The sequence below is a fragment of the Paenibacillus glycanilyticus genome (assembly GCF_051200795.1).
GTDB classification, from domain to species: Bacteria; Bacillota; Bacilli; order Paenibacillales; family Paenibacillaceae; genus Pristimantibacillus; species Pristimantibacillus glycanilyticus.
In genome coordinates, this window is sequence record NZ_CP195155.1 from 3,627,320 (window position 1) to 3,639,257 (window position 11,938).

Below are 11,938 nucleotides of genomic sequence, written 5' to 3' on the forward strand. Positions count from 1 at the left end.
TCCATCCCGCGGAAAATAAAAAAGCAGACCAGGCTCTCGCCTGATCTGCCTATATTCTTAAAGAGACAAGCGATAAATCGCCACGACATCTTCCTTCGTCAGCTTGCGGAAGTTGCCGCGGGTACCGCTTCCGGTTGTTTTCTCCGCCATCTCTTCCAGCCTGCTGTCGTCGATCTCGTAATCCGCGAGGCGCGACGGAGCGCCAATCGAATTCCAGAACTCGCGCAGCTTCGCAATCCCTTCACGGGCTACTTCAAGATCGCCCTTGCCTTCGGCGTTAACGCCGAATACGTTTACCGCGAACTGCTTGAAGCGTCCAACGTTATCTTCCACCACATAGTTCATCCAGTTCGGGAACAAAATGGCGAGGCCGCCGCCGTGAGGAATATCGTACACCGCGGACACCGCATGCTCCATGTCATGGTTCGCCCAGTCTCCGATAACGCCCATCGACAACGTTCCGTTCAGCGCCATCGTACCGCAATACAGAATCGTCTCGCGGAGCTTCACGTTCGTCAAATCATTCACAAGACCAGGAGCTGTCGCAATGACGGTGCGCAGAATCGTTTCGCAGAAGCCGTCTTGCACCGGAGTATTCGCATCATGATGGAAATATTGCTCCAATACGTGAGCCATCATATCCACCATGCCATATACCGTATGGTCTTTTGGCGCGCTAGCCGTAAATGCCGGATCAAGGATGGAGAACGTCGGATAAGCCAGTACGTTGCCCCAGCCATGCTTCTCAAGCGTATCTTGATTGGTAATAACCGAACCGGAGTTCATCTCGGAGCCCGTTGCCGCAAGCGTAAGCACGGTGCCAAGCGGAAGTGCTGCCTCCGGCTTCGCTTTGCGCGTTACGACATCCCAGAAGCTGCCCTCGTATTTCGCCGAAATAATAATGGCTTTCGCACAGTCAATCGTGCTGCCGCCGCCGACGGCCAGTACCCAGTCAATCGACTCGGAGCGGCATAGCTCGGCGCCGCGGTGCACGGTCGACAGGCGAGGATTAGGTTCAACCCCGCTTAATTCGGTAACCGTACAACCCGCTTCATCCAGCTTAGCCAGTACCTGCTCGTATAGACCGTTTCGCTTAATGCTTCCTCCGCCGTAAACAAGCAGAACGCGTTTGCCCAGCTTTGCCGCTTCGGCGGGTAGCTGCTTCAATTGTCCTTCACCAAAGTGAAGGCGGGTCGGATTATAGTATGTAAATGGATTCATGTCGTAGTTCTCCTCTTCTAATTGGTTTGTAGGCTTAAATGTTCCGACAATTCATTTTGGCACAATCCCGTCTATATTATGAGCGTCTCCGCCAAAAACAATAGGGAAAAATAAAGAGAAGCGTTCTGATTCAGACCGCCTCTCTCTTTATTCTAGTCGCATTCAGCCGGCGCTTCTACCGTAGCGTCCTCGACATTGATTTTCTCGGATACCGTATCGCGCACGATCGAAATAACAAGCTGCAGCAAATAGTTGATGTCCGATTGGCTTTGCTGGAACTCCGATACGATCGGAATGCCGTCCAGCTCGTCCTGAAGAGTCTCCATTTCGCCTTCGATCTTCTTCACCATTTGCTCGTTTTTGAACGTTGTTTCGAATGCAACGACTTCTTTTTGCTTCTTCTTAATAAGGGCGATCAGCGATTGAACGCGATCATTGCCTTGAATCTGCTTCTCGGCACGCCGGTACTGCTGGACTTCCTCGGATGTAAAGATGAGATCCGCCAGTTCCTTCGCCTTGTGCATAATATCTTCACGGACCAGGTAATCGCGGGTATTGAATTTCGGAACATTGCAACCATGTTCATGGTCATGGTCATGATGGTGGTGCGAATTAACTGCAGTCTGTTGTTCGGACATCTATCATCTCTCCCACTAATTTGAGTCGCTTCTAGGATACGTTGCTGGCGGAGTTCGCCAAAGGTTCTGCTTTAATATACCATGTTTTTGCTTCCGTTACACGAACATGTATAAATTGTCCGATCCATTCTATTGGACCCTCCAGGTGCACCAGCTTATTCGTGCGCGTCCGGCCGGCCAGAATATTCGGATTGTTCTTGCTCTCGCCTTCCACGAGCACTTCGACAATCTCGCCTTCCATCCGCTCATTGCTTCTGCGGCCAAGCTCGGCCATCAGCTCATTCAGCCGCTTCAGGCGATTCTTCTTCACTTCCATCGGCACGTTATCTTCCATACCTGCGGCAGGCGTGCCTTCGCGCGGCGAATAGATGAAGGTATAGGCAAAATCAAAGCCAACCTGGCGGACCAAGGTCATCGTATCCTCGAACTGTTCGTCCGTCTCGCCCGGGAACCCTACGATAATGTCCGTTGAGAGAGACACATTCGGAATCGCCCGTTTAATTTTCGCTGCAAGCTCAAAAATTTGCTCCCTGGAATATTTCCGGCTCATCCGCTTCAGCACTTCCGTGCTGCCCGATTGAATCGGCAGATGAATATGCTCAACCAGATTGCCGCCTTGCGCCAGCACCTCGATCAGATGATCGTCGAAATCCCGAGGATGGCTTGTCGTAAAGCGGATACGCGGAATATCGATCTTTGAAATGTCATGCATCAAATCGCCAAAGCGATAAGTGACGTCTTCAAAATCCTTCCCGTAGGCGTTAACATTTTGACCTAGCAAAGTAATCTCTTTAAAGCCCTGGCGTGCCAGCTCGCGCACTTCCGCAATGACATCCTCCGGCCTTCGGCTTCTCTCTTTGCCGCGCGTGTAAGGTACGATGCAGTACGTACAGAACTTGTCGCAGCCGTACATAATGTTCACCCACGCACGCATGCCGTCCCGTTTCTTCGGCATATTCTCGATAATGTCGCCTTCCTTGGACCATACCTCAACAACCATTTCTTTGCTGAAATACGCGTTTTGCAGCAGATGCGGCAGACGGTGAATGTTGTGCGTGCCGAAGATCATATCCACAAAAGCATGCTTCTGAAGAATTTTGCCCACCACCGACTCTTCCTGCGACATGCAGCCGCATACGCCTAGCAGAAGGTCCGGCTTTTGCAGCTTCAAGGTTTTGAGATGCCCGAGCTCACCGAACACCTTATCCTCGGCATTCTCGCGGATCGCGCAAGTATTCAGAAGAATGACGTCCGCCTGCATGCGGTCTTCCGTTCCGGTATAACCCATCTCTTCGAACATGCCCTTCATCACTTCCGTGTCATGTTCGTTCATTTGGCAGCCGTACGTTTGTATCAAGTAGAATTTCCCTTTGCCGATGCTTTGCAGCTCCTCCGGAATCGAGAAATCGTAATGAACCTCTATATCTTCTTTACCGCGTTTCTTTTCGTCTTTATAGTTCGGAGTGGAGTTAATTTGTACGTTCCTGCCCTTAATGCGGTAGGTCGTTACCCCGTCTTCCTCGCTTAGCACTTTAGCATCCGAGAAGTCAAAGTATTTGGAATAGTCTTTAACCTTGTCGGATTGAGCTGCCGTGTTCCCCTTTGACATGGTTGTTCACACTTCCCTCTACATGAAATATTGCGGATTTCCTTTTTATTCAAACATACCTTTGCCCATTAAAAAATTATAGCACAACTATAGCAAGGATATCCATTTCATGCAGGCAACGTATGGTGAACGGCTGTCGCCGCCCTAAGGCAGGGGTGCGTTTCAGTCCTTAGAATTCAAAAAAAGGCCGACAACGGTACGGGACCGCTTGTCAGCCTTTTATATCCGCCTATGACAGGCTCCTATTCGATGATTTCAGCCGTATCGCCGTTTTTGATGCCAGCTGCATTCGCTTCATCCGTATCGATATGCATATCCAGCGCGAAATCCGGGGATACGCGGGCAATAACCTGCTCGAATACAACTCCGCGCTCGCCTTGGAAGCGGACCTTCAGGTGCTGCTTATCTGCAATTCCCCATTTTTCCGCATCGCTTGTATGGAAATGAATGTGGCGCGCCGCCACGATAACGCCTTCTTCGATAGTGACTTCGCCGGCTGGACCTTTGAGCGTGATGCCTGCGGATCCTTGGATATTGCCGGATTCTCTGACAGGCGGATTAATGCCCAGGGCAAAAGCATCCGTGCGCGATACTTCCAGCTGGGTAGCTTTGCGTACGGGACCCAAAATTCTTACTTTCGGAAAAGAGCCCTTTGGACCGATCACCGCAACCGTCTCGTTTGCCGCGTATTGCCCCGGCTGGGACAATGGTTTTGCTTCCGTAAGTTCGCTGCCTTCTCCAAATAATATAGCGACATGCTCCGCAGAGAGGTGAATATGTCTTGCCGATACGCCTACGGGCACCATTTTTTGTTCCATATGTTTCTACTCCTTTGTATCTATGTATGGTAAAAAAAAGACATACGGCAGTTGATAAAAATGCCGTATGCCCATCATACACTTATTTAAATTCGGCTACAAGTTTATTGAACTGTTCTTCCGACAGGGAAAGTTCCTGCTTCGCAAGCGCGTCAGCGCCAAAACCGCTGATCATGTCCTCGTACGATTTGCGTTGCGTGTTCTGATAGATCAGACCCGTCAGCATGCCCTCGGTTTCCATGATCTTGTTCATCGCCATAATGCGGTTCGAAGGATCGTAATCCGGGAACTGCTCCAGGTTCACGATGTTTTGTTTGAACCAGTCGTAGGTGTTGATTTTGTTAAACGTCACGCATGGGCTGAACACGTTGATCAGAGAGAAGCCCTCATGCTTGATGCCCGCTTCGATCAGAGCCGTCAGCTGCTTCAAATCGCTCGAAAACGATTGGGCAACAAACGTAGCGCCGGCCGACAATGCAATCTCAAGCGGCGACAACGTTGACTCGATCGATCCTTCAGGCGTCGACTTCGTTTTGAAGCCTTCCGCGCTGCGGGGCGATGTCTGGCCTTTAGTCAGACCATAGATCTGGTTATCCATTACGATATACGTAATATTGAGGTTGCGGCGAATGGCATGAACGGTATGGCCCATCCCGATCGCGAACCCGTCTCCGTCGCCGCCCGATGCGATAACGGTCAGCTCGCGGTTGGCAAGCTTAACGCCTTGCGCGATAGGCAATGCGCGGCCGTGAATCCCGTGAAGGCCGTAAGCATTGATATAACCGGAAATACGGCCGGAACAGCCGATACCCGAAATCACCGCAAGCTCTTCCGGCTCAAGGCCCACGTTTGCCGCAGCGCGCTGAATAGCGGCTTGGATGGAGAAGTCTCCGCAGCCCGGGCACCAGTTCGGCTTCACATTATTTCGAAACTCTTTAAATGTTGCCATGATTAGTCCAACTCCTTGCACGCTTTATAAACTTCGGATGGCAGGAACGGATTACCGTCATATTTCAGCAGGCTGCGGATCTTCTCCGCGAAGCCTGCATGCATCTTAATTTGGCCGGCGAGCTGCGCGGTTGCGTTATTCTCGATTACAACCACCTTCTTCGCTTGCTGCAGGTGAGGAATCAGCTGCTCCGTCGGGAACGGATGAATTTGACGGATCGTAATATGATTCGACGTAATTCCGTCTTTAGCGAGCCATTCGCGGGCTTGATCGATCGTTCCGCCCGTAGAACCCATGCCGATAATCAGAAGATCCGGCGTTTCGTTAGCCGCATCGATGCGAAGGCCGTCGCGAATTTGCAAGCCGTTCAGCTTGTTGAGACGTTTATCCATCATATTCTGGCGGTTAACCGCACTCTCGGAAGGACGGCCCGTTTCGTCATGCTCCACCCCGGTAACGTGGTGGATACCGTGCTTAGCGCCAGGCAGTACGCGCGGCGATACGCCGTCTTCCGTCAATTCGTAACGCTTGAACAGCTGCTGGGCTTCCAGTTCCGGCGCTTCCTCAATAAGCTTGCCGCGATTGATTTGAATCGATTGGAAATCAAACGGCTCGCAGGATTGCTTGCCAAGCGACAGCTGAAGGTCGGTCATCACGATAACCGGCACTTGATATTGCTCCGAAAGGTTGAAGGCTTCAATCATATCATAGAAGCAGTCTTCGATAGACGCGGGAGCGATAACGATCTTCGGGATCTCTCCGTGCGTACCGTATACCATTGCGTTAAGGTCGGATTGCTCCTGCTTGGTGGGCAGACCCGTCGATGGGCCGCCGCGCTGCGTATCCACGATAACAAGCGGAGTTTCCGTCATGCCGGCAAGACCGATAGCCTCCATCATCAAAGACAAACCGGGACCCGCGGAAGCCGTCATTGTACGCACGCCCGCATAGTTGGCGCCAATCGCCATCGTTACCGCCGCGATTTCGTCCTCCGTCTGAACGACGGTACCGCCAAGCGCCGGCAGCTTCTTAATGAGGTATTCCATAATTTCGGATGCCGGCGTGATTGGATAAGCGGACATCAGACGGCAGCCTGCAGCCAGAGAGCCGAGGCCAATCGCTTCGTTGCCGATCATAAACAGCTTCTGACGGCCGTCCGCTTCATCCAGCTTGAACTCGTTAAGCGGTCCGCCCGCTTGCTCCAACACGAACTCGGCGCCGCGTTTTACCGCCTCGATATTTTTCTCGACGACAGCCGCGCCTTTGCGTCCGAACTCTTCTTCTACCGCTTTATTAAATACCTCAAGAGGCAAACCGAGCAAAGCCCAGGATGCGCCTGAAGCAACCATGTTCTTCATCAGGGAAGTACCAAGCTCTTCCGCCATTGCCGTAATCGGAACAGCGAACAGTCGCGCGTCTATACCTTCCGGTACAACGGGATTAAACTTCGCATCTGCCACGATAACGCCGCCGCTGCGAAGCTCCTTTGCATTCAAATCTATGCTTTCTTGGTCGAACGCCACGAGGATGTCCAGATCATCGGAGATCGCCCGGATCGGGTATGTGCTGATTCGAATTTTATTATTTGTATGTCCGCCTTTGATCCGAGACGAGAAATGACGATATCCGTAAAGATAATACCCAAGCCGGTTAAGCGCCGTGGAAAAAATACGGTCCGTACTTTCGACGCCTTCCCCTTGTTGCCCTCCGATCTTCCAAGACAATTGACTAATCAAAACGCCCATCTCCTCTTTTTGATGGCTTAAGCCGCGTACATTACTAAGGGCAATATCCAACAATAATTTATATAATGAATGAACAGTCAAACCAAGTGTAAAGGTGCGGTTTGAAAAATGCAAGATGTAAACGTTTAATGAATGATAATCATTTTCGATTGTTTATATACCGTATTCAGATCTGTTGCGAGTCGCTTGCTATTCCGGCAGATTTTCGTTCAAAAATGAAAGCGCATTACCCGACAGAAACCGCTTGGTCTGCTCCTCCGTGTAGTTTTTGAGCAGCGCTTCGCGCAGCCTGTACACTTCTCCGGGATGGGTCAGTCCGTTCACATATTTGTCGATTCCGTCAAAGTCGGAGCCAAGCATGATATGATGCTCCCCGCCTAGTCCGCCGACATGATCGACGTGCCGTAACACATGGTCAACCGATACCTGCTCCCCTTCCGCCACAAACCATGGCACGTAGGTTATGCCGATGAGTCCCTGCAGCGCGATAATAGCCTTTATCTGGTCATCCGTCAGATTCCGGGGATGATTGAGAATCGCTTTCGCATTGGAATGGGAGGCAATAATTGTTCTCTCGGCCAAATCCGCGACATCCCAGAATGCTCGTTCCGACAGGTGGGATACATCCACCAGTATGCCCAGTTTGTCGCATTCGGCGACAAACGCCTTCCCCTTGGCTGTCAGACCGCCTCCACGCGGCTCCATAACGCCGTCTGCGGCCCAGTTCGCATGGTTCCAAGTCAATCCTGCCGCACGAACGCCAAGGCGGTGCAGGAGCCTTAGAATCGGTATGCTGCCCTGAAGACCGTCAACGCCTTCCAGCGAGAGCAAAGCGCCTATTTTGCCGGAAGCGAGGCTTGCTGTCAGATCGGATTGATTGCGGATCAGCATCATATCCGGACAAGTCAGGACCTTCTGGTAGAAATGGTCGATGCACTCTAATATAGGCTCGATAGAGCCGTTCAGCTTCTCCGGTATGTACACCGCAAAGGTTTGAAGGACGGCACCCGATTCCTTTAACCGTTCATACGTTACGTCCAGCATACCCGGTTCACTTTTTTGAAAAGTCAGATGGGGATGCACAAGCAGCTTGCTCAATACATCGCAATGAAAATCCGCAACGCCAAAGGACACCTTCGATCACCTCTCCGCTTACTCCGCCAGCTTCAACAAAGCAAAAAACCTGTCTACTTCGTAAACAGGTTTCAATACCCGGTAAAATCCAGCCTTGCTTGGTTAGATGTTACCTAGGTTCAACAATCAGTTTTATCGCTGTTCGGTCTTCTCCATCAATAACAATGTCAGTAAATGCCGGTACACAAATCAAATCCACCCCGCTCGGAGCTACGAATCCGCGAGCAATCGCTACTGCCTTGATCGCTTGATTGAGTGCACCCGCCCCGATGGCTTGCAATTCAGCGGCGCCGCGTTCACGCAAAACTCCGGCCAGCGCACCTGCAACGGAATTTGGATTGGACTTTGCTGAAACTTTTAATACTTCCATGAAAAAGGACCTCCTCGGGAATGATGGATGGATTCCACTATTTAGATAGTATTCGAGAGAGGTTAAAAAATTCCTGCTACGCCCGCAATAACTTTCATATCAATTCTGAATTGGCTAAACTTTTAGAATATTCATATAACTACTGCATGAGCAGCCAGTCGTCTTCGGTAAGGCGAATTTTCTGGATTTTGGTCGCTTGCCCCGTTGCGTCGTCAATCTGAACCGACACCGCATGCAAATGCCAATCCCCTTCATCCACCACAAAGCGTGTTGGCAGCTGAGTCAAGAATTTGTGCAGTACAGCGTTTCGTTCCATGCCCAGAACGCCATCGCGAGGCCCTGTCATGCCTACATCCGTTAAATAAGCGGTGCCGCCCGGCAGAATCCGGTCATCGTTCGTTTGCACATGCGTATGCGTTCCCACGACGATTGACGCCTGACCGGCCAAATGCCAGCCCATTGCAATTTTCTCGGAGGTCGCTTCAGCATGGAAATCCACCAGTATGTTTTTCGTTTTCTCTTTTGCCAGCGCAACCAGCTCTTCCGCTTTCCGGAACGGGCAGTCAATCGGAGGCAGGAATGTCCGGCCTTGCAAATTAATAATCGCCAGTTGCTTGCCATTGGCTTTAATAAGCGCGTGTCCTTGGCCTGGAGTGCCTTCCGGGAAGTTGGCCGGACGCACAATGCGCGGCTCATCGTCAATCCATTCGAAGATATCTTTATTGTCCCAAGTATGATTGCCCATCGTAATGCCGTGAACGCCCCATTCGAAAAACTCGCGCGCAATCGCAGCCGTAATGCCGCGGCCGGCTGCGGCGTTCTCGCCGTTCACGATAATAATATGCGGGTTGTATTTGCTTCTGAGTGCCGGAAGCACCTGCTTTAGTGCTTTGCGTCCAACGCTTCCTACGATATCTCCAATAAATAATACGTTCACTCTGCCACTCCTTTAGTATGCAAAAAAGTGGCTGACAAGCAGCCACTTTTCGTTCTTGCTATTTGCTTGCGATCTACTTCGCGTATTCAACTGCACGGGTCTCACGAATAACCGTAACTTTAATATGTCCCGGATAATCGAGTTCACTCTCGATTTTCTTCGTAATATCGCGTGCAAGCCGGAATGCTTCCGTATCGTCAATCTTCTCAGGTTGAACCATAACACGGACTTCGCGCCCCGCTTGAATGGCGAAAGACTTCTCTACGCCGTCGAACGACTCCGAGATATCTTCCAGCTTCTCCAGGCGTTTGATGTACGTTTCAAGCGTCTCGCGCCGTGCGCCTGGACGTGCGGCAGACAAGGCGTCTGCTGCTCCCACCAGCATTGCGATAACGGAAGTCGCTTCAACATCGCCATGGTGGGAAGCGATACTGTTGATGACAACAGGATGCTCCTTGTACTTCTTCGCCAGCTCTACGCCGATCTCAACGTGCGAGCCCTCAACCTCGTGGTCAAGCGCCTTGCCGATATCGTGCAGAAGACCTGCGCGCTTAGCAAGCGTGATATCCTCGCCAAGCTCTGCAGCCATAAGGCCGGTCAAATAAGCAACCTCCATCGAGTGCTTCAGTACGTTCTGACCGTAGCTTGTCCGGTACTTGAGACGTCCCAGAATTTTAATCAAATCAGGGTGCAAACCATGAACCCCAACTTCGAAAGTAGCTTGCTCGCCGTATTCGCGAATCCGCTCGTCCACTTCCTTACGGGACTTCTCGACCATCTCTTCAATGCGTGCCGGATGTATACGACCATCTGCAACAAGCTTCTCAAGTGAAGTCCGAGCAATTTCGCGTCTAATCGGGTCAAAGCCAGACAGAATGACCGCTTCCGGTGTATCGTCGATAATCAAATCGATACCAGTCAATGTTTCGAGTGCACGGATATTACGGCCCTCACGTCCAATAATACGGCCTTTCATTTCTTCGTTAGGCAGAGTAACGACCGATACAGTCGTCTCTGCTACGTGATCCGCCGCACATCGTTGAATAGCGAGTGAAATAATGTCCCGCGCCTTTCGATCGGCTTCTTCTTTCGCTTGCTGCTCGATCTCTTTGATCATCTGTGCTGTTTCGTGACGCACTTCCTGCTCCACATTCGACAAAATAATCGATTTCGCATCCTCCATGGTCAAGCTGGAGATGCGTTCCAATTCACTAAGCTGCTGCTTGTAAATGGATTCAATTTGTTCTTGTGTTTCATCGATCCGTTTCTCTTTGTTGGCCACTAATTCTTCTTTGCGTTCAAGCGCTTCTATCTTTTTATCCAGCGACTCCTCTTTCTGGAGCAAGCGTCTTTCTTGACGCAAGGACTCATTACGCCGCTCACGGATGTCTTTTTCAGCCTCCGTACGGAGTTTGTGGATTTCATCTTTTGCTTCGAGCACCGTTTCTTTCTTCTGGGCTTCTGCTTCCTTCTTCGCATTCTCTACGATTTGTACAGCAGCTTGCTCAGCGCTGGAAATCTTGGCCTCGGCAATCGACTTACGAATAAAATAACCAATCCCAAAGAAAATAACGCCAACAACGAGACAGATCAACACCGTCCAAATAGGGTCCATCTTGTTCACCTCCTCGTTGCATTCACCAAGGCAAGCTTGGGATGATATTAGGTTTTTAGCCGGTTTCCATACCGATTGATTCTCTAACTTATTGACGAAAATAATCGTTTCAAATCAACTTTTGGAAGGAAAATTGATTTGATATAAAAGGAATACAATTTTATTTTATCTTTTGGCAAAATCAATTGTCAAGCAAAAGCCCTTCATCCTCATCCGCCTGCTCGATTTCCGCTTCATCTATAGCCGCTTTTGCCGCTTGTTTAACGACATCCGAAGGAAAGCCCCTACGCATTAAAAAGGCCATCAGCTTCTGCCGTTTCTCTCTGTTCTCTCCTTTGAGAGAGCGCCATTTCTTCTTCGCCGCATGCACGGCGGATGCGAGTTCGTCTTCCTTATCGATGGAATCAAGCGCGTCGGAAGCCGCCTGCTTCGATACTCCGCGCTGGTGCAGCTCCTGCTTAATCCAGCGGCGACCCTTCTGACTGTAACGGATACGCTGCAGCGCGAAATGCCGCGCATACTCTCCATCATCAACAATATGTTCCGATTCTAAACGTTCAAGCGCGTAAGCAATTGGTTCGGGTTCAAATTCCTTGCGGAGCAAATATTGTTCGATCTGTTTGCGGGTTCTTGCTTTTACGCCTAGATAGGTGACGGCAAGTGAATAAGCCCGGTATCTTTCGTCCTCTTCGGCAATCTCGGCAATAGCTTCCCTTGTAAGCTCTTTCCCTTTAAACAGCGTATATTTTATAAGAAGATCTTCGTGGACGGATAACAACGGCTCTTCCACGCCGTTTGCATAGACATGGTATCGTTTACGATCCTTGCGGTCCTGCTCCACCGCAGAAATCTCGATTGACATCCTGGTTACACCCCGTTCATTGCAAAGAAGCAGCGCCGCC

Annotated in this window: 11 protein-coding genes; all 11 read right to left on the minus strand. The window is 50.6% G+C overall.

From position 1 onward, the window contains the following. Nucleotides 1-57: 57 nt before the first annotated feature. The 11 genes from ACR9FF_RS16735 to ACR9FF_RS16785 all read right to left on the minus strand — a co-directional run bounded on the left by ACR9FF_RS16735 (nt 58) and on the right by ACR9FF_RS16785 (nt 11,898). A complete protein-coding gene (locus tag ACR9FF_RS16735) occupies nt 58-1,221 on the minus strand; it encodes an iron-containing alcohol dehydrogenase (protein ID WP_127495758.1) in 1,164 nt (387 codons plus the stop codon). 152 nt (nt 1,222-1,373) lie between these two features. Next, nucleotides 1,374-1,859 (minus strand): RicAFT regulatory complex protein RicA family protein, encoded by a 486-nt coding sequence (locus tag ACR9FF_RS16740; RefSeq protein WP_201000424.1) that lies wholly within the window; start codon nt 1,857-1,859, stop codon nt 1,374-1,376. A 31-nt stretch (nt 1,860-1,890) separates the two neighbouring features. Further along, complete coding sequence (gene miaB / locus ACR9FF_RS16745) at nt 1,891-3,468, minus strand: tRNA (N6-isopentenyl adenosine(37)-C2)-methylthiotransferase MiaB (protein WP_127495760.1); 1,578 nt, start codon at nt 3,466-3,468, stop codon at nt 1,891-1,893. A 242-nt stretch (nt 3,469-3,710) separates the two neighbouring features. Then, a complete protein-coding gene (gene pduL / locus ACR9FF_RS16750; RefSeq protein ID WP_132305516.1) occupies nt 3,711-4,286 on the minus strand; it encodes a phosphate propanoyltransferase in 576 nt (191 codons plus the stop codon). Between the two features lie 82 nt (nt 4,287-4,368). Further along, complete coding sequence (locus ACR9FF_RS16755; RefSeq protein WP_201000428.1) at nt 4,369-5,235, minus strand: 2-oxoacid:ferredoxin oxidoreductase subunit beta; 867 nt, start codon at nt 5,233-5,235, stop codon at nt 4,369-4,371. A 2-nt stretch (nt 5,236-5,237) separates the two neighbouring features. Further along, nucleotides 5,238-6,971 carry a 2-oxoacid:acceptor oxidoreductase subunit alpha gene (locus tag ACR9FF_RS16760; protein WP_127495762.1) on the minus strand — a complete coding sequence of 578 codons (1,734 nt, stop codon included), beginning with the start codon at nt 6,969-6,971 and terminating at the stop codon, nt 5,238-5,240. A gap of 198 nt (nt 6,972-7,169) precedes the next feature. Then, nucleotides 7,170-8,114, minus strand: a complete 945-nt coding sequence (locus ACR9FF_RS16765; protein ID WP_435163153.1) for a dipeptidase — start codon at nt 8,112-8,114, stop codon at nt 7,170-7,172. Between the two features lie 109 nt (nt 8,115-8,223). Beyond that, nucleotides 8,224-8,484: a stage V sporulation protein S gene (locus ACR9FF_RS16770; protein ID WP_005550495.1), complete on the minus strand. Its 261-nt coding sequence runs from the start codon at nt 8,482-8,484 to the stop codon at nt 8,224-8,226. A 139-nt stretch (nt 8,485-8,623) separates the two neighbouring features. Continuing rightward, nucleotides 8,624-9,421: a TIGR00282 family metallophosphoesterase gene (locus ACR9FF_RS16775; RefSeq protein ID WP_127495764.1), complete on the minus strand. Its 798-nt coding sequence runs from the start codon at nt 9,419-9,421 to the stop codon at nt 8,624-8,626. A gap of 73 nt (nt 9,422-9,494) precedes the next feature. Further along, nucleotides 9,495-11,036 carry a ribonuclease Y gene (rny, locus tag ACR9FF_RS16780; RefSeq protein ID WP_015844954.1) on the minus strand — a complete coding sequence of 514 codons (1,542 nt, stop codon included), beginning with the start codon at nt 11,034-11,036 and terminating at the stop codon, nt 9,495-9,497. Between the two features lie 181 nt (nt 11,037-11,217). Continuing rightward, nucleotides 11,218-11,898: a RecX family transcriptional regulator gene (locus tag ACR9FF_RS16785; protein WP_435163157.1), complete on the minus strand. Its 681-nt coding sequence runs from the start codon at nt 11,896-11,898 to the stop codon at nt 11,218-11,220. Nucleotides 11,899-11,938: the final 40 nt, after the last annotated feature.

Excerpts from the sequence above, each read along its gene's own strand:
- ACR9FF_RS16735 (WP_127495758.1), bottom strand. The coding sequence starts at position 1,221 with ATGAATCCATTTACATACTATAATCCGACCCGCCTTCACTTTGGTGAA.
- ACR9FF_RS16740 (WP_201000424.1), bottom strand. The coding sequence starts at position 1,859 with ATGTCCGAACAACAGACTGCAGTTAATTCGCACCACCATCATGACCAT.
- miaB (WP_127495760.1), bottom strand. The coding sequence starts at position 3,468 with ATGTCAAAGGGGAACACGGCAGCTCAATCCGACAAGGTTAAAGACTAT.
- pduL (WP_132305516.1), bottom strand. The coding sequence starts at position 4,286 with ATGGAACAAAAAATGGTGCCCGTAGGCGTATCGGCAAGACATATTCAC.
- ACR9FF_RS16755 (WP_201000428.1), bottom strand. The coding sequence starts at position 5,235 with ATGGCAACATTTAAAGAGTTTCGAAATAATGTGAAGCCGAACTGGTGC.
- ACR9FF_RS16770 (WP_005550495.1), bottom strand. The coding sequence starts at position 8,484 with ATGGAAGTATTAAAAGTTTCAGCAAAGTCCAATCCAAATTCCGTTGCA.
- rny (WP_015844954.1), bottom strand. The coding sequence starts at position 11,036 with ATGGACCCTATTTGGACGGTGTTGATCTGTCTCGTTGTTGGCGTTATT.
- ACR9FF_RS16785 (WP_435163157.1), bottom strand. The coding sequence starts at position 11,898 with ATGTCAATCGAGATTTCTGCGGTGGAGCAGGACCGCAAGGATCGTAAA.